The organism is Streptomyces sp. NPDC056600 (assembly GCF_042792855.1).
In the GTDB taxonomy this organism is placed as follows: Bacteria; Actinomycetota; Actinomycetes; order Streptomycetales; family Streptomycetaceae; genus Streptomyces.
On sequence record NZ_JBHTVQ010000097.1, the window covers coordinates 1 to 16,355 of the forward strand.

A 16,355-nucleotide genomic window follows, 5' to 3' on the forward strand; every position below is an offset into this window, starting at 1 on the left:
GGCAACTCCGTGCGGAGACGCGCCGCCACCTGCTGTACCTCCTCCCGTACAGTTCGTGACGACGATGTCGGCCCCGACCCCGGCGCCCCGTGCTTCCCCCCTCCGTCACGGACCCGGCGCGCCGGACGACCAGGAGTGCATGGTGGAACTCGTAACCGGTCCAGGCTCCCCTTCATCCGGGCACGGCATGCGGCGGCCGGTGCCCGAGGCGACCCCCGAACTGGTGGGGGAGTGGCGTGAAGGGGGAGGCGAGCTCGTCGAGTTGCTGTCCCGGGTGCGCGAACGGGTCGGCGGTGTCGCCGCGTTCCGCCTGGATCCGTCCCGCACCCCCACCGTCCTCGTCACCGACCCGGCTGCGGTTCAGCACGTGCTCGCCAGGCGCCCGGACCGGTACGTCAAGCGGTCCCATCGCGCCCGCCTGCTGATCGGGGACGGCGTCATGGCCGCCACCGGCGCGGCCTGGAAGCGACAACGTCGTCTGCTGCAGGCGCAGTTCACCGGTGCCGGAATGCGCCGCTACGAGCAGCGGATCACCGCGGCGGCCCGGACGACCGCCGAGCGCTGGCGGAGCTACGCGCGCACGGGAGAGATCTTCGACGTCGGGCAGGAGATGCACCGCTTCGCCCTCGACGCCATCTGGCGCTCCCTCACCGGGCACCCCCTCGACGACGGCACCGAGGCTGAACTGGCCGCCGTACGGGCTGTGGGAGCACGGCTTCCCACCCTGCCCACCGATGCCGCCGAGGCGCGCGGTGTCGTCGCCGCCGACCTCGCCAGGATCGACGCGGTCGCCCGTCGGGCCGTCGAGGCGGCCCGGGGCGGGGCGGCCGGGCCCGACGGTCCAGGGCTGGTGCACGTTCTGACCGACGCCGCCGCCGAGCATCCCGCCTACACCGACCAGCTGATCCGTGACGAGCTGGTCACGTTGCTGGCCGCCGGTCACGAGACCACCGCCACGACCTTGACCTGGCTCCATCTTCTCCTCGACCGGTACCCACAGGCCCGGGAGCAGGCCCTCGCCGCCGGCGCCGAGGGCTCGGAGCAGCGCCGCCGGGCCGTCCAGGCCCTGATCCACGAGACGCTCCGGCTCTACCCGTCCGCCTGGCTCCTGCCCCGCCACGCCGCCGAGGACGACATCCTCGCCGGCTACGCGGTGGACGCGGGCACCGACGTCCTGGTCTGCCCGTACCTCACCCACCGCGATCCCGGACTCTGGCCGGATCCGGAGCGCTTCGACCCCGGGCGCTTCATCGCCCCGGACGGGCGCCCCACCGGGCCGGGCGCCTACTACCCCTTCGGGATCGGACCGCGCGCCTGCCTCGGCCTGCAGTTCGCCCTCCGCGAGTCGACCGTCCTGCTCGAGCACCTGCTGCCGCACCGCCCCCCGGCCTTCCTCTCCACCCCCGCGAGGACGGAGTACGGCATCACCGTCCGCCCCGAAGGTCCCGCCCCGGCGACCCTGTCACGCCCTTGACCCACCTGGCGTACGTCACCAGGCGTACGCATCGCCGCTCGCCACGGCTGTCGAGTCAGCACGACCGCCCCGCACGCGCTCGCCGGCGGGGCAGCGGAGACGTCGGCGCACACGCGGGTGGAGGCGGATCAGTCACGGTCGAGCCGCGGCAGCGACTCGCAGAGGCGCTCGGGCACGTCCGGCACGATGTCGCGGATCCCGGCGCACCCCGCATCGCGGTTCGTGGCGACCGGCCGCCAGCCCCGGGGCTCGGCCCGGTAGAACCAGCGCTGGGAGACGACGGAGGGGGAGCATCCGTCACCGGTGTCGCCGCACGCCGGCCCCATCCGGGTCGACAGGTCCAGAACCAGCCACGTGTCGTCGCAACCGCGTTCCTCCCAGCTCGTGTGCTCGGGGATGTCCGTATCGTTGACCGCCTGCTGGTACGAGGACGGAGTGCAACGCGGCGGCGTGGGATCGCAGCCGTTCTCACCGCACTTCCGCAGGGTGGGTGGCGTGGCACCGACGGGGGTGTACACGTCCATGTTGTTCACCATGACGCGGCGGGAGGCCAGGGGCTCGCCCAGCTTCACCGTCGCTGTGACCCGCCGAGTGCGGGTGCAGCCGTAATCGCGGTCCAAGGAGGGGCTCTCGTACGTGACCCTCACGTACACCGTGCCGTGCTCGACGGTGTCCAATTCACCGCGCAGGGCGCGCACGCAGTCGCGTGCCCCGTCGGGCACGTCGACGTCGACCATCAAAGACCTGCCGCCGTCGGTCGTACGGATGCCGTTGACGCGAATCGGAGCGGCGAGCGTCCACGTGGCGGCCGTGGCGGTGCCCGTCGCTTCCTCATCGGTCTCGGCGGTCCTGGAGCCGCAGCCGGCGAGGACCACCAAGGCCATGCCGAGCACGACCACCCGCATTCCCCGCTGCCACATGCCATTCCCCCGTCCGTCGAAGAACCGGAGCCTAGCCCCCCCGGGTGCCCCTCACCGTCACCACCCGGCCGCCCGCAGGGCAGCTCCTGGCTGTGCACGTTGCGGCATGCTGGAGCGCGATCGACACACCGAAGGAGTCCCCGCATGTCCACCCACCACGGCATCGACTACATCGAACTCGGCGTGACGGACCTCGCCGCGGCGAAGGCGTTCTACACGGCCGCCTTCGGCTGGGCCTTCACCGACTACGGCCCCGGGTACGCGGGCATCGTCGCCCCGGACCGCGAGGGCGAGGTGGGAGGGCTGAACACCGCCCGTGAGCCGGGGCGGACCGGCCCTCTGGTCCTGCTGTTCTCGCAGGACCTCGACGCCACGGCGGACGCGATCACCGCGGCCGGAGGAGAGGTGGTCGAGGGCCCGTATCCGTTCCCCGGCGGCCGCCGACTGCACTTCGTGGATCCGAGCGGCAACGAGCTGGGAGTCTGGGCGTCCGCCTCGCAAAACGAGGGGTAACCGCCGTGGCCGACCACCCGGCGGTGCTCCGGCGTGGGGGACTCCGCCTCCACGACGTCGAAGCACAGCCCCGAGGCCGCTCCGCCGCGGCCGGGACCGTGCGACGGGCGGTTCACGGACGCCGCCGCCGAGGAGGTGGCCCGCTGCACCTTCGGCGTGGTGCTGGACACCTCCGCCTCCATGGACCGGACGCTGCTCGGCAAGGCGCTGGGCGCCATCGCCTCCTACGCCGAGGCGCGCGACGTGCCGGCCGCCCGGGTGGTGTTCTGCGACGCGGCTCCGCACGACGCGGGCTTCGTGCCGGTGGCGGACATCGCGGGCCGGGTCCGGGTGCACGGGCGCGGCGGCACGGTCCTGCAGCCGGGGATCGATCTGCTGCACCGGGCGGGCGACTTCCCGCCGGGCGCGCCGGTGCTGGTCGTCACCGACGGCGAGTGCGACGTGCTGCGGGTGCGGCGGGAGCACGCCTACCTGGTCCCGCCGCACGCCCGGCTGCCGTTCACCGCACGGGGGCCGGTGTTCCGGGTGCGGTGACTGGCACGCCCTGCCTACGGGATCAGCGGGATCCCGTCCGACGGCAGCCCCAGGCGGTCGCAGCCCACCCGCCGGGCCAGAGGTTCGGCCATGCCCACGGCGACGTGCGTGCGGTAGGTCGCGGCGTCCCGGAAGTAGCGCTGCATCCGTTCTCCGTCCCGCCCGTGCCGGGTGCCCGCCGTGCGGAAGAGGGGGTCCTGGAGCGCGTCCCAGGCCAGTCGCCCGGCGGTGAGGAAGATCTGCGCGAGCCGGTGGTCCTCGGCCTTGGTGAACGGGGCCTCGCCGGACACGTTGCGCCGGCAGGTCTCCGTCCAGTCGTCCGCGGCTCCCCGCAGAGCCGCCTCGGCGGTTCGGATGCGGCCCAGCGCCTCGCCCAGGTGCTGCTGGAACTCGGGCAGGTCGGAGCGGGTGCGGCCCGGATCGAAGGTCAGCGGACGGGAGCTGATGATCCGCGCGTACTCGTCGGCGGCCGCGTACGCGGTACCGACCATGACGGAGGCCAGCTCCGCGTGGAAGAAGCTCGCCACCCGCGCCGCGTACATGGGGTTGCCGTGCAGCGTGCTGCCCACCGTGCCGCCCTCCACCGGCAGGTCGAGGAAGGAGGCCTCGCAGGCGAAGTGGGCGGGTATCCGGCCCCGGTCGATGTGGACGCTGTTGGAACCGGTGCCACGCATGCCGAGGACGCCGTGCCAGTCGTCGAGCACCGTCCACACCCGTCGCGGGGCGACGAACAGCAGCAACGGCCCCGGCGGGCCCCCGGGAGCGGAGGGCGCGCTCAGGGTCTGCCCGATGAAGTGGGTCGAGTACGGCGCCCCGGACGCGTACGACCAGGTGCCGTCGAGAATCAGGGAGCCCTCGCCGTCCGGCTGCGCGACGCCGACCGGGGGCAGGGTGGAGGCGGCACGGAAGTCGCCGTCGTCGCCGAAGAGTTCGTCCTGCGTCTCCTGGGGGAAGAAGGCGGCGGCCTGCAGCACATGGGCGGCGGTCAGCGACGGTGCCCAGCCGGTGGAGGGGCAGCCGCGCGCGACCTCGACGACGACCTGCAGGAAGGCCGGCAGCCCGAACTCGTAGCCCCCGTACCGGCGGGGTTGCAGGATGCGGTAGAAGCCGGCGCGCAGGAAGTCGTCGTGGGTGTCCTTCGGGTAGTGCGTCAGCCTTTCCGTCTCGGCCTGGCGTTCCAGAAGAGCGGGCCGCAGGGCGACCGCCCGCTCGACGACCTCGCGTTCGGTCAGCTGGGGCTCCGGGGCGGCGATCACGGTCTCCTCCAAGGGGCAGGCGTCGACTCTCACGCGAACACGAGCGATTGAACACGCTGCGCACTCTCCGCACAGCGGAAGAAAGCGGCCATTTCCTTCGCGGGGCGTGGGTGTGCCGTATGCGGAAGGGCGGCACCCCTGGTGGGGCGCCGCCCTTCGAGTCGCGTGGTGCCCCGCGGGGCCGCGCGCCCGCGCCGCCGCGCAGTGCGTCGTCGGCGGAACCCCGGGCCGGCTTCGTCGTGTCCCAGGTCCCGTCGAACCTTCGAGACCGACGACGCACGCCGAGGTCGGTGGGTGCGTCCGACGTCGTCGGACGCACCGTGACCGAACTGCGGAGCGCGCCCGGCCTTCCTGGGCCGAATTCGCTTCGCTGGTCGCGACACTCGGGGCCGGGGAGGACGCCTCCACGGCCCCGGCGGGGCCCGGCGGTGCCGCGGAACACGTCGAGACGGTCGGGACCATGCTCATCGGACTGTTGAAGGCCGCCAACCACGCACCCGGGCAGGGCTCCGACGGGAAGGCCGGTCCGGCGAAGGTGCTCCGGGATCTCGACGAGCAGGGAACGGACCGCTCGCGCCGCAACCAGGACAAGATGGCGGCCGAGAAGCGGCAACAAGCCGTCACCGAGTGCACACGGCGCACCCGCGACACCTGGAAGCCGTTCGTCGAGGACGTGCGCGAAGCGATCGTCGCCGAGACGAGGGACCAGGTCGACCTCGACGCGAGCCTGCGCCGACTCGTCGAGCAACTGCAGCAGGCCGTGGCGGAAGGCGGGGCTCTCCTGCGAGCGGGTACCGAGCCGCTGCGGAGCGAGCCGCTGCTCCGGACGGAGGGGTGAGGGAGTCGGGCTCCTGCGGCCCGGTACACGGTCACGCCATCGCGTTCACGCCCGTGAGCGCGCGCCCGATGATGAGCTTCTGCACCTGGCTGGTGCCCTCGTAGAGGGTGAGGACGCGTGCGTCGCGGAGGTACTTGCCGACCGGGTACTCGTCGATGAAGCCGTAACCGCCGAACACCTGGAGGCAGTTGTTGCTGACCCGCACGGCCGTCTCGGCCGCGTGGTACTTGGCCGCCGAGGCGTCGGTCGCGTACTCCTTGGGCCCGGCTCCCGCGTCGGCCATCCGGGCGACCTGGTGGGTGAGCAGCCGGGAGGCGTGGACGTCGACGGCGGCGTCGGCGAGCAGTTCCTGCACCAGCTGGAAGGAGGCGATCGGCTTGCCGAACTGTTCCCGCTCGACGGAGTAGGCGACGGCGGCGTCGAGCGCGGCCTGAGCGACGCCGACCGCTCCCGCGGCCACCGAGATCCGCCCGCGCGAGAGCGCACCGAGCGCGATGCCGAGCCCCTTGCCGACCTCGCCGATGCGGGCGGAGTCGGGCACCCGGACGCCGTCGAGGACGAGTTCGGCGGTCGCCTGGCCGCGCAGGCCGAGCTTGCCGTGAATCTCCGTGGCGGTGAAGCCGGGGGTGTCGGTCGGGACCAGGAAGGCGGTGACGGCGCTCTCGCCGGTGCGGGCGAAGAGGAGGGCGACCTTGGCCCAGGTGCCATTGGTGATGAACATCTTGGTCCCGTCGATCACCCAGTCGTCGCCGTCGCGGGTGGCGCGGGTGGCCAGGGAGCCGGCGTCGGAGCCGGTGCCGGGCTCGGTGAGGGCGAAGCAGCCCAGCGCCTCGCCGCTGACCAGTCGCGGGACCCATTCCTTCCTCTGCGCCTCGGTGCCGTGCGACACGATGGTCTTGGTGACCAGACCGAGCGAGACCGAGACGATGCCCCGCACCGAGGAGTCGCCCCGCCCGAGTTCCTCGGTGGCCAGGACGTAGGAGAGCGTGTCGGCCTCCACTCCGCCGTACTCCTCGGGGACGCCGAGGCCCAGGAAGCCGAGTTCGCCCAGGCGCCGGACGATGCGCGGGTCCACCCGCTCGTCGCGGTCCCAGTCGCGGGCGTGCGGAACGATCTCGGTGTCGACGAACTCCGCGGCCATGGCCCGGATGTCGCGCTGGGTCTCGGTCAGACCGAAGTCCCTTGAGAACACGGTGTCTTCTCCAGTAGGTGAGGAAAGGGGAGGCGAGGCGAGGACGGCGCGGCCGTCAGGGGACGGCGTGCGGCGGGACGGCGCCCAGTTCCGTGAGCGGCAGGCCGAGCTGGGCCCGCTCGGTGATCCAGCGGGTCGGGCGGTAACGGGGGTCTCCGGTGGCGGCGTGCAGGCGCTGCTGGAGAGCGAGGAGGCGCTGCACGCCGATCAGGTCGCCCCAGGCCAGCGGCCCTCGCGGGTAGCCCAGACCGGCCGTGACCGCCGCGTCGACGGCCTCGGGGGAGGCGATCGACCGCTCGGCGATGGACGCCGCCACCGCGACGACGGAGGCGAGCAGCCGCTGCGCCACCGAGCCCGGCGTGTCACGGACCACGGTCACCCGGCGGGGTTCCGCGGCGCCGCCCTTACCCTCCGCGCCCTCGGCCAGCGCGAGCACGGCCCGCGCGTCCCGTACGGCGTCCGGCGCCGACGCCGGGGTGAGGGCGAGGACGCGGCGGCCGGTGGGGACGGAGAGCGGGTCGACGCCCAGGGTCCGGTCCGGCGGCAGCGAGCCGCCGGCGACGGCCGAGGACACCGTCGTGCCCCAGGTGGGGACCAGGACCAGGGCCCGTGCCGAGGGTTCCGGCGTGGTCTCCAGGACCGCTCCGGCGCGGGTCAGCGCCTGGCGCAGCGCGTCGGCGTCCGGGCCCTCGCCGTGCACCAGGACGGGGCGCGCCGCGTCTCCGGTGACCGGCTCCTCCGGCACGGCGGCGGGCGCGGGGTCCGTGTCTCCGTACGGGTAGAAGCCGCGGCCGGTCTTGCGGCCGTGCAGTCCCGCGGCCACCCGGCCGGGCGTGAGGAAGGAGGGGCGGAGCCGGTCGGAGTGCCGGAAGCCGTGCCAGATGGAGTCGATCACGGCCGCGGTGACGTCCAGGCCGGTGAGGTCCATCAGCTCGAACGGGCCCATGCGCAGGCCCAGTACGTCGCGCGCGACGCGGTCGATTCCGACGATGTCGGCGACCGACTCCTCCAGCAGGGCCAGCGCCTCGGTGACGAGCCCGCGGCCCGCGTGGTTGACGAGGAACCCCGGGGTGTCGGCCACGACCACCGCCGCGTGTCCGGTGTCCTGCACCAGCTTCACCAGCGCCGGCGGGATCTCCGGCCGGGTCAGCGCGCCCGGGACCACCTCGACGATCTTCATTAGCGGCACGGGGTTGAAGAAGTGCAGCCCGGCCAGACGCGTGGGGTCGGCGAGGCCGGCGGCGATCCGGGTGACCGGAAGGGAGGAGGTGTTGGTCGCGAAGACGGTATGCGCGGGCAGGACCTGCTCCAGGGCCCGGAAGAGGCCGGTCTTGGTGGCCAGGTCCTCGCGCACCGCCTCGACGACCAGGTCGACCTCCTCGCCCGGAGCGGCCGGGTCGTCGAGCGGGACCAGCCGCGCGACGGCGGCCGCCGCCTCCGCGGGGGTGGTCCTGCCCTTCGCCGCGGCCCGTTCGAGCATGGCCCGGACGAAGCCGACGGCCTCGGGCACGGCTTCCGGGCGGGCGTCGCACAACTCGACGGTGTGACCCGCGGCCACCGCCCACTGGGCGATGCCCCGTCCCATGACGCCGGCGCCGGCGATCCTGATACGCACCCGCTTCCTCCTTCTCACGCGTTCTTCTTCTCGGCGATGCCGTCGGTGGGTGCTGATCCCGTTGCGGGTTCAGCGCAGGTAGACGCGGCCCGGGTCGACGTCCTCGCGCAGCAGGCGCAGTTCGGAGGCGGTCGGCGGCTCGATGGTCGCGAGGGTCTCGGCGACCTGGAGGTCCCAGCCGGTGGCGGCCCTGACCTGCTCGGCGGTGACGCCCGGGTGGGTCGCCACCAGCCGCAGTTCCTCGCCGACGCCGGAGCGGGCCAGGATGCCGAGGTCGGTGATGACCCGGGTCACGCCCGCGCCGAGCGGGCGGATGCCCTCGGCCAGGGCGCGGTCGGGGCCCGGTGAGGTGCAGAAGTCGAGTTCGGCGGTGAAGGAGCGCGGGGTGTGGCGGCGCATCACCACGAAGACCTCGCGGGAGTTGGCCATGACCTCCATGGCCCCGCCCGGTCCGGGCAGCCGGACCGACGGCCGGTCCCAGCGCTCGCCGATGACCGACGAGTTGAGGTTGCCCCACTGGTCGATCTGCGCGGCGCCGAGGAACCCGACGTCGATGTGACCGCCCTGGAGGACGTAGCCGAACAGCGCGGGCATCGACAGCACGGCCTCCGCGCCGGTGATGAGCACGGCGTCGGCGATGGTCTCGGGCAGGTGCGACGGATGGGCGCCGCACACCCCGGACTCGTAGACGATCTCGACCTCGGGGGCGACGGTGAGCTGGGCGAGCGCGGTGGCGAGCGTCGGCAGGCCGATGCCGGCGAAGACGGTGCGCCGGCCTGCCAGTTCGCGCGAGGCGACCACCGACAGCAACTCGGAGGAGGTCACCTCCTCACGGGTCGCGGAGCCGGTGTTGCCGCCGTCGGCCGAGGCGGTGCCCGCGCCCTCGCGGGCAAGCGGTGGGGTCACGGAGGTATGCGGTGCGGTCGCGGAGGCGGCGTTCACGTCCCTCTCCTCTTCTCGTTCGTTGCGTGTCACAGACGCCGCCCGTAGTCGACGGGCAGGCTGAGCGCCTCGCCGACGGCCAGGCCGGCCCAGTGCTCCTCACCGAGCATGGCGAAGTACTCCGTGTGGTCCCGCGTGCCGCGGACCCACCGAGCCATCCATTCCCGGAGGCGTTCGGGGTCCTTGCTGATGTGCGACCAGGCCCGGTAGAAGGCGTTGTCCCGGTCGTAGTAGCCCTGGGCGAAGGAGGGGTGGGCGCCTCGCGGACAGGCGACGACGGCGTCCACAGCGTGCGCCGGGATGATGGTCCGGTTGGGGTCGGAGCGGACGACGTCGTCGTCGACGACCTCCTCCACGACCACCACGGCCTTGCGGGCCGCGAAGACCGCCTCCGCCTGGACGCCCGTCAGTCCCCAGATCTGGGTGTTGCCGGCCCGGTCGGCGCGCTGCGCGTGCACGATCGTGACGTCGGGGTTGACGGGCGGCACCACGTGGATGCGCTCCTCGCTCCCGTCGGGACCGGGGTAGGGCGAAGTGACGGTGCGAATACCGTCGTTGACGGACACCAGGTCGCTTCCGGCGTAGGACCGCAACGGATAGAAGGGCAGCCGCTGGGCGCCCGCCAGGTAGCGGCAGACCATGCCGTAGTGGCTGTACTCCTCGAACTCCAGCGGTTCGGGCAGCGCGTGCTCGATGCGGCGCCGCAGCTCGCCCAGCGAACCGGCCGAGGAGTTGCCCACGAACGAGGACACCAGCTTCGCGACGCAGCCGCCCGCCAGCATCTGGTCCACCACGATGTCGGCGGTCATGCGGACGACGGTGAGGTTCCTGCGGCCCTGCCGGATGATCTCGTGCCCGGCGGCGGTCGGGATGAGGTGCGTGAAGCCCTCGATCGCGACGGTGTCGCCGTCGTGGACGAAAGCGGCGATCGCGTCCCGCATCGTCATCGTCTTGTCCACGACCGGTCGTGCGGCCGGCGCGGGTGCCGTGACGGGGACTGCCGGGTCGTCCGGTCCCATGGTGGTGCTCCCTCGGCGTCATGGAGATCAAGGTCCCCACACCGTGCCAGCAGCCATTGATTAGTGTCCAATACCGAATTAAGGTCGCACCGATACCTCAGGTGTATCAATCGCGGGTTCGCCGGCCGGGCTGCCCGACCAGCACCGGGAAGCCGCCCATGGAACTGCGCCACCTGACCGCCTTCCTCGCCGTGGCCGAGGAGCTCCACTTCGGCCGCGCCGCCAAGCGGCTGCAGATGGCCCAGCCGCCGCTGAGCCAACAGATCCGGCAACTGGAGAAGGAGCTGGGCGTCCAGCTCTTCGAGCGCAACACCCGTTCGGTGCGGCTGACCAGTGCGGGCCAGTGCTTCCTGGACCCGGCCCGCACGGTCCTCGACGATCTGGACAGCGCCGTGCTGGCGGCCAAGGCGGCCGGCCGGGGCGAGTTCGGACGGGTGACGGTGGGCTTCGCGGGCGCTTCGAGTCACGAGACGCTGCCGCTGCTGACGCGCGCGGTGCGGGCGGCGCATCCGGGCATCGAACTGGTCATGGCGGGCCAGACCTACGCCAACGTGGCGCTCGCCCGGGTCGCCGAGGGCTCGCTCGACCTGGGCTTCGTGCGTCTGCCGGTGAACCTGCCCGGCGTGTCGACCCGGGTGATCGCGGAGGAGACCCTGGTCTGCGCGCTGCCCTCCGACCACCGGCTGGCGCAGCGCGAGGAGATTCCGCTCGCCGCGCTGGCCGAGGACCCCTTCGTCAGCTTCCCCGCCAACGCCGGCTCCTCACTGCGGGACGCCATGGTGGCGTCCTGCGAGACGGCGGACTTCCACCCGCGCGTGGTGCAGGAGGCCCCCGACTCGCACACCATCCTGGCGCTGGTCGCGGCCGGCGTGGGTGTGACGCTCACCCTCACCTCCTGCCAGCACATCCAGCAGACCGGCCTGGTCTACCGCCCGCTCGCCGGACCGCCCGTCCGCCTGGAGGCGGCGCTCGCCTGGCGCACCGACAACCCGTCCGCGGCCCTGCGCACGGTGCTGGCGGCGGCCGAGAAGGCGCTGCCGACGCCGATCCGCCCCTCGCCCCACTGAGAGCGATGACGTCTCAATGGAGGATGAATTAGATATTGGACCTTCATGGTGGGGGATGCCAAGGTCGGCGGGACCGCTTTCCACCCGTGAAGGGACGACGATGTCCGATCACTCCGCAGACGTGGTCGTCTGCGAACCGCTGCGCACGCCGATCGGCCGTTTCGGCGGCGCGCTCGCGTCCCAGCGGCCGGCGGCCCTGGCCGCGCTCGTCGTCTCCGAGGTCGTCGCCCGCAGCGGCGTGGACCCGGAGCGGATCGACGAGGTGATCCTGGGTCACGCCTACCCGACCTCCGAGGCGCCCGCGATCGGGAGGGTCGCCGCCCTGGACGCCGGCCTGCCGGACACCGTCACCGGCACGCAGGTCGACCGGCGCTGCGGCTCCGGTCTGCAGGCCGTCCTCGACGCCGCGATGCAGATCAGCTGCGGATTCAGCGACGTGGTGGTGGCCGGCGGCGTGGAGGTGATGAGCGCCGCGCCGTTCTACACGCACGAGGGCCGCTGGGGCATCCGGACGCCGAGTCTGGAGCTCCACGACTCCCTCGCCCGCGGCAGGGCCACCGCGGGCGGCGTCCACCACCCGGTGCCGGGCGGGATGATCGAGACCGCGGAGAACCTGCGCCGCGAGTTCGGCATCAGCCGCGAGGACCAGGACGCCCTGGCGCTGCGGTCGCAGCAGCGCGCCGGCCGGGCCGTGGCCGAGGGCAGGTTCCGTGACGAGATCGTCCCGGTGACCGTGCGCACCCGCAAAGGTGAGAGTGTCGTCGACGCGGACGAGCATCCGCGTCCCGACACCTCGGCGGACCAACTGGCCGCCCTGCGGCCGGTGATGGCGCGGCAGGACGCGGGGGCGACGGTCACCGCGGGCAACGCCAGCGGCCAGAACGACGCGGCCGCCGCCTGCCTGGTGACCACCCGGGCCACGGCGGAGCGTCTGGGCCTCACCCCCCTGCTGCGGCTGGTGTCCTTCGCCCGCGCCGGCGTGCCGGCCCGGACCATGGGCATCGGTCCGGTGCCGGCGACCCGTGCGGCCCTGGACCGGGCCGGTCTCACCCTGTCCGACATGGACCTGATCGAGCTCAACGAGGCGTTCGCGGCGCAGGTGCTGGCCTGCACCCGGGCGCTGGACCTCACCGACGCCGACCACGAGCGGATCAACGTCAACGGCTCCGGGATCTCGCTGGGCCACCCGGTGGGCGCCACCGGGGCGCGGATCCTGGCGACCCTCGCGCACGAGATGCACCGGCGTCAGGCCCGGTTCGGGCTGGAGACCATGTGCATCGGCGGCGGCCAGGGCCTCGCCGCCGTCTTCGAGCGCGTCGCCGCCTGAGCCCGTCCCCTGCACTTCGACTCACCGACACCTCTGGGAGCAACAATGAGCGCGGCTGCCACGACGGGGCGGAACAAGACCGCCCAGCGCGCCGGCATAGGGGCCTTCATCGGCTCCACCATCGAGTGGTTCGACTTCTACATCTACGGCACGGCCTCCGCCCTCGTCTTCGACAAGGTGTTCTTCCCGGAGCTGGACGGGCCGCTGGGCACCCTGGTGGCCTTCGCCACGTTCTGGGTCGGCTTCCTCGCCCGCCCGCTCGGCGGCGTCATCTTCGGCCACATCGGCGACCGGCTCGGCCGGAAGAAGACCCTGGTCATCACGCTGCTGATGATGGGCGTCTCCACCACCCTGATCGGCCTGCTGCCCGGCTACGCCTCGATCGGCATCGCCGCGCCGATCCTGCTGGTCTGCATCCGGATGGTGCAGGGCATCGGCCTCGGCGGCGAGTGGGGCGGCTCGGTCCTGATCGCCTCGGAGCACGCGCCCAAGGGCAAGTCGGTGCTGTACGGCGCGTTCGCCCAGCAGGGCTCGCCGGTCGGCAACACGCTCAGCACGCTCGCCTTCCTGGCGATCAGCCAGCTGCCGGACGACGCGTTCGTCTCCTGGGGCTGGCGGGTGCCGTTCCTCGCCTCGGCGCTGCTCGTGGTGGTCGGCCTGTTCGTGCGGCTGAAGGTCGAGGAGTCGCCGGCGATGGCGAACCTGATCGAGAAGAGCAAGGTCGCCAAGCTTCCGGTGGCCGAGGTGATCCGCACCCAGCCGATGCTGATCGTGCTCGGCATCGGCGCCTGCACGATCGGTCTGTCGGCGACGTACTTCAAGTCCACCTTCGCCCTGTCCTGGGCGACCTCCAGCCTGGACTTCGACCGCAGTTCCTTCCTGACGATCATCCTGGTCGCCAACATCGTCCAGATCTTCGTCCAGCCGTTCGGCGCCGTCATCGCGACCAGGATGCGGAGCTGGTCCCGCGCGGTGACGTTCATGCTGCTGCCCGAGTTCGTCCTGATGCCGCTGATGTTCCTGCTGATCGGCACCGAGAACTACGGACTGGCGATGCTGGGCATGGCCGTCGCCACCATCCCGCACTGCCTCTACTACGCCGCGCTGGCCGGCATGCTCGCCAGCCGCTTCCCGGCGAGCGTGCGCTACACCGGCATCTCGCTCTGCTACCAGCTCTGCGGCACGATCCTCGGCGGCACCACTCCGATCATCGGCCAGTTCCTGCTGAACCAGACCCAGTCGATCGTCGCGGTCATCGCCTACGCCGTCTTCCAGGTGGCCCTGACCCTCGGCTGCATGCTCCTTCTGCTCAAGCGCCCGAACTACGACGAGCGCGCCGAGGACTGTCCCGTCGAGGCCTCTGCCCCGGCCGCCGTCCCGGCCTGACGGCGCAGGCGCCCGCCGCCGGCCGCGAGCCGTCCGCCCACCGCGCCGACCATGTTCCGCCCCGCCCCCTTCCGCCCGGGAGGGGGCGGGCCCGCACCAGGAGGTACGCACACCATGGCACTGACCGTCCACGGCATCCCCGAGATCATCCGGCTGTCGGGCAGGGACCTCGGGCACTCCGCCTGGAAGGAGGTGACCCAGGAGCTGATCTCCGGCTTCGCGGACGTCTCCGGCGACCACCAGTGGATCCACACGGACGCCGAGCGCGCGGCGAGTGGCCCGTACGGCAGGACGATCGCGCACGGCTACATGGTGCTGAGCTGGGGCATTCCGCTCTTCGCCGAACTGCTCCAGGTCTCCGGTGTCGGCATGGCCCTCAACTACGGCGTCAACAAGGTCCGCTTCCCCGCCCCCGTGCCCGTCGGCAGCCGCGTCCGGCTGCACGCCGCGGTGACGGACGTGCAGCCGGTGAAGCGGGGCGGCGTCCAGATGACGCGCGCCTTCACCTTCGAACTCGACGGTTCGGCGAAGCCGGCCTGCGTCGCGGAGTCACTCACCCACTTCTACCCGGCCGGGTGACCTCCCGACGGGACGGGACGGGACGCCCGGCGGGCGGACGCCTTCTACGCGCAGCCCGGCGGTCGGTCGTCGGCCGGCACGAATTGCATCGTGGGCATTCCGACGGCGTCGAAGTCGGCGGTGTCCGGGCCGATCAGGGTCATGTAGCCGGCGAGCATCCGGCCCTGTGGTGAGGGCGGCTCACCCTTGACCTGCTCGACACCTGGGAACACGGAATCCAGGACCCACCAACGGCCGCCGAACTCCACCCATTTGATTCCACAGTGCGTATCGATGTCGTACGGATACGGTCTGTGCTGCTCGGGCTTCTGCGGTCCTTTCTGCCACTTGTCCGTCGTCGCGGTGCGGGCGGGCAGGGTGGGGCCGGCGTACCCCTCGTCGCCCGGATCGCCGGACGAGGACGAGCAGCCGGAGAGCAACAGTCCGGCGCTCAGGAGCAGGACCGCGGCTTGGCGTGATGTGTTCATGTACCTTCGACGCTGCGGCTGTGTGTTCAGTTCGATGCGCTTGTCAGGGGGGCGTTCCGCTGCTCGTGCCCCAGACGTGGCTGCCGTTTCCCGTCGTGCCCAGCGTTCCATGGGCACGTGGCAGTGCAAGACCGATGCGGACGCAGTCGACGGAGCCAATGAGGGACGTGCCGTTGGTTCCGGGCGCGCCGGTCGGCTCATTGGCGGCTCAGCCGTCGAACTCGTCCCAGGGGATTCCCAGCTGCCCCAGGAGTCGGAGAGCGCCGGGGTGCGTAGTGCCGGCCCGAACCAAGGACTTCTCCGGAGAGTGCTCCGCCGTCCTGGTGATCACACCTGGTGCCGAAGGCGGAATTGGCCGGCGTTCCTCACACCGGTTACGTGGAGCCCGTCCTGCGGGTCTGCGATGATCACCGTTGCGCAGCGGGTAGCGATGACCCGCCATCGTCTCGCGGGGGTTGATGCCGCTTCAGCCTGGTCCCACGACGCTGCGCTCACCTGGAACCGCTCGCTCCCGCACCTGGGCGGGCCGGTGCGGGCCTGCGGTCCACTCGCTGAACCGCCGGAACACGAAGGGGACTCCGCGGGCGATGCTCAGGTCCGTGGCGTCCATGACGTGGACGTGCACGTGAGGCTGGGTGGAATTGCCGGAGTTTCCGCACTCGGCCAGCTGCTGGCCCTCTGCGATCTCCTGCCCGGGCGTCACCCGCAGCGTTCCTCTGCGGAAGTGCACCAGCGCGACGAACAGACCCCGTTCGGGGAGGGCGATCACCACGTGGTTGCCCGCCACGGCGGGGATGCCCTGCCGGACCCGTCCGGCCTGCCTCACGGCGTAGGCGATCAGGGCGGGCTGGGAGCGCCGGGCCTCGTGGTCCGGCTCCCCGTCATGCGTCATGACGACGGTGCTGGCAGCCGGAGCCAGAATCGGGCGACCGAAGGAGTGGAACGACTCCGGCCGCTCGGTGGCGAGCAACGCCCGCCAGCCAAGGTGGTGCGCGGTCCGGTGCCGGTCGTCCACGCCGGTGAAGTCGATCGCGTACCGGCTTCCGAACAGGTCGGTGCCGTGGCTGGGGACACGGCGGGCCGGACTGTTCTCGACCCGCCACAGGCCGGTGAATGGTAATGACAGAGCGACCGGCGCCAGGGGCATGGGCATGGGCATGGGCTCAATGTAGGGGCCCGCAATTGCTCGGGCGCCGTACCGCGACGTCTTCACGTCTTCATCTATT

General features: G+C 72.2%; 15 protein-coding genes and 1 pseudogene. 8 read left to right on the plus strand and 8 right to left on the minus strand.

Annotated features, from left to right (window positions below; all coding sequences use genetic code 11):
* The first annotated feature begins 139 nt into the window (after nt 1-139).
* Nucleotides 140-1,474 (plus strand): cytochrome P450, encoded by a 1,335-nt coding sequence (locus ACFRAV_RS29770; RefSeq protein WP_382560227.1) that lies wholly within the window; start codon nt 140-142, stop codon nt 1,472-1,474.
* Between the two features lie 128 nt (nt 1,475-1,602).
* On the opposite strand, the gene ACFRAV_RS29775 is transcribed toward ACFRAV_RS29770, so the two are convergent.
* Entirely contained in the window at nt 1,603-2,394 is a 792-nt protein-coding gene (locus ACFRAV_RS29775) for a hypothetical protein (RefSeq protein ID WP_382560230.1), read from the minus strand.
* 144 nt (nt 2,395-2,538) lie between these two features.
* Here ACFRAV_RS29775 and ACFRAV_RS29780 point away from each other — a divergent pair, with 144 nt between their 5' ends.
* Both ACFRAV_RS29780 and ACFRAV_RS29785 read left to right on the plus strand, forming a co-directional pair.
* Complete coding sequence (locus ACFRAV_RS29780; RefSeq protein ID WP_382560233.1) at nt 2,539-2,907, plus strand: VOC family protein; 369 nt, start codon at nt 2,539-2,541, stop codon at nt 2,905-2,907.
* Between the two features lie 46 nt (nt 2,908-2,953).
* Nucleotides 2,954-3,441 (plus strand): annotated as a pseudogene (locus ACFRAV_RS29785) (hypothetical protein); the annotation flags it as partial.
* 14 nt (nt 3,442-3,455) lie between these two features.
* On the opposite strand, the gene ACFRAV_RS29790 reads toward ACFRAV_RS29785, so the two are convergent.
* Nucleotides 3,456-4,730 carry an acyl-CoA dehydrogenase family protein gene (locus tag ACFRAV_RS29790; protein ID WP_382560236.1) on the minus strand — a complete coding sequence of 425 codons (1,275 nt, stop codon included), beginning with the start codon at nt 4,728-4,730 and terminating at the stop codon, nt 3,456-3,458.
* A gap of 427 nt (nt 4,731-5,157) precedes the next feature.
* On the opposite strand from ACFRAV_RS29790, the gene ACFRAV_RS29795 reads away from it, so the two are divergent.
* The gene (locus tag ACFRAV_RS29795; protein WP_382560240.1) at nt 5,158-5,535 is read left to right on the plus strand and encodes a hypothetical protein; all 378 of its coding nucleotides are present in this window, start codon (nt 5,158-5,160) and stop codon (nt 5,533-5,535) included.
* Between the two features lie 31 nt (nt 5,536-5,566).
* Here the strand turns inward: ACFRAV_RS29795 and ACFRAV_RS29800 are convergent, their stop codons facing one another.
* From ACFRAV_RS29800 to ACFRAV_RS29815, 4 genes are all read right to left on the minus strand, one after another.
* Entirely contained in the window at nt 5,567-6,727 is a 1,161-nt protein-coding gene (locus tag ACFRAV_RS29800) for an acyl-CoA dehydrogenase family protein (RefSeq protein WP_382560242.1), read from the minus strand.
* A 55-nt stretch (nt 6,728-6,782) separates the two neighbouring features.
* Nucleotides 6,783-8,342: a 3-hydroxyacyl-CoA dehydrogenase gene (locus ACFRAV_RS29805; RefSeq protein WP_382560245.1), complete on the minus strand. Its 1,560-nt coding sequence runs from the start codon at nt 8,340-8,342 to the stop codon at nt 6,783-6,785.
* Nucleotides 8,343-8,411: 69 nt separating this feature from the next.
* Nucleotides 8,412-9,167, minus strand: coding sequence for a CoA-transferase subunit beta (locus ACFRAV_RS29810; protein ID WP_382560266.1), 756 nt, complete (start codon nt 9,165-9,167; stop codon nt 8,412-8,414).
* A 146-nt stretch (nt 9,168-9,313) separates the two neighbouring features.
* Nucleotides 9,314-10,231 (minus strand): CoA transferase subunit A, encoded by a 918-nt coding sequence (locus tag ACFRAV_RS29815; protein ID WP_382560268.1) that lies wholly within the window; start codon nt 10,229-10,231, stop codon nt 9,314-9,316.
* A 230-nt stretch (nt 10,232-10,461) separates the two neighbouring features.
* Here ACFRAV_RS29815 and ACFRAV_RS29820 point away from each other — a divergent pair, with 230 nt between their 5' ends.
* The 4 genes from ACFRAV_RS29820 (at nt 10,462) to ACFRAV_RS29835 (ending at nt 14,662) form a co-directional block, all read left to right on the plus strand.
* Nucleotides 10,462-11,370: a LysR family transcriptional regulator gene (locus ACFRAV_RS29820; protein WP_382560248.1), complete on the plus strand. Its 909-nt coding sequence runs from the start codon at nt 10,462-10,464 to the stop codon at nt 11,368-11,370.
* Nucleotides 11,371-11,470: 100 nt separating this feature from the next.
* Nucleotides 11,471-12,697 (plus strand): acetyl-CoA C-acetyltransferase, encoded by a 1,227-nt coding sequence (locus tag ACFRAV_RS29825; RefSeq protein ID WP_382560251.1) that lies wholly within the window; start codon nt 11,471-11,473, stop codon nt 12,695-12,697.
* 45 nt (nt 12,698-12,742) lie between these two features.
* Nucleotides 12,743-14,083, plus strand: coding sequence for an MFS transporter (locus ACFRAV_RS29830; protein WP_382560254.1), 1,341 nt, complete (start codon nt 12,743-12,745; stop codon nt 14,081-14,083).
* Nucleotides 14,084-14,197: 114 nt separating this feature from the next.
* The gene (locus tag ACFRAV_RS29835) at nt 14,198-14,662 is read left to right on the plus strand and encodes a MaoC family dehydratase (RefSeq protein ID WP_382560257.1); all 465 of its coding nucleotides are present in this window, start codon (nt 14,198-14,200) and stop codon (nt 14,660-14,662) included.
* Between the two features lie 44 nt (nt 14,663-14,706).
* On the opposite strand, the gene ACFRAV_RS29840 is transcribed toward ACFRAV_RS29835, so the two are convergent.
* Both ACFRAV_RS29840 and ACFRAV_RS29845 read right to left on the minus strand, forming a co-directional pair.
* Nucleotides 14,707-15,129 (minus strand): hypothetical protein, encoded by a 423-nt coding sequence (locus ACFRAV_RS29840; RefSeq protein ID WP_382560260.1) that lies wholly within the window; start codon nt 15,127-15,129, stop codon nt 14,707-14,709.
* A 466-nt stretch (nt 15,130-15,595) separates the two neighbouring features.
* Nucleotides 15,596-16,288, minus strand: a complete 693-nt coding sequence (locus tag ACFRAV_RS29845) for a M23 family metallopeptidase (protein ID WP_382560263.1) — start codon at nt 16,286-16,288, stop codon at nt 15,596-15,598.
* Between the last annotated feature and the right edge of the window lie 67 nt (nt 16,289-16,355).

What these genes read in the sequence shown, in the direction of transcription:
- ACFRAV_RS29795 (WP_382560240.1), top strand. Translation starts at nt 5,158, where the DNA reads ATGCTCATCGGACTGTTGAAGGCCGCCAACCACGCACCCGGGCAGGGC.
- ACFRAV_RS29830 (WP_382560254.1), top strand. Translation starts at nt 12,743, where the DNA reads ATGAGCGCGGCTGCCACGACGGGGCGGAACAAGACCGCCCAGCGCGCC.
- ACFRAV_RS29840 (WP_382560260.1), bottom strand. Translation starts at nt 15,129, where the DNA reads ATGAACACATCACGCCAAGCCGCGGTCCTGCTCCTGAGCGCCGGACTG.
- ACFRAV_RS29825 (WP_382560251.1), top strand. Translation starts at nt 11,471, where the DNA reads ATGTCCGATCACTCCGCAGACGTGGTCGTCTGCGAACCGCTGCGCACG.
- ACFRAV_RS29820 (WP_382560248.1), top strand. Translation starts at nt 10,462, where the DNA reads ATGGAACTGCGCCACCTGACCGCCTTCCTCGCCGTGGCCGAGGAGCTC.
- ACFRAV_RS29845 (WP_382560263.1), bottom strand. Translation starts at nt 16,288, where the DNA reads ATGCCCATGCCCATGCCCCTGGCGCCGGTCGCTCTGTCATTACCATTC.
- ACFRAV_RS29775 (WP_382560230.1), bottom strand. Translation starts at nt 2,394, where the DNA reads ATGTGGCAGCGGGGAATGCGGGTGGTCGTGCTCGGCATGGCCTTGGTG.
- ACFRAV_RS29770 (WP_382560227.1), top strand. Translation starts at nt 140, where the DNA reads ATGGTGGAACTCGTAACCGGTCCAGGCTCCCCTTCATCCGGGCACGGC.
- ACFRAV_RS29835 (WP_382560257.1), top strand. Translation starts at nt 14,198, where the DNA reads ATGGCACTGACCGTCCACGGCATCCCCGAGATCATCCGGCTGTCGGGC.
- ACFRAV_RS29780 (WP_382560233.1), top strand. Translation starts at nt 2,539, where the DNA reads ATGTCCACCCACCACGGCATCGACTACATCGAACTCGGCGTGACGGAC.
- ACFRAV_RS29815 (WP_382560268.1), bottom strand. Translation starts at nt 10,231, where the DNA reads ATGACGATGCGGGACGCGATCGCCGCTTTCGTCCACGACGGCGACACC.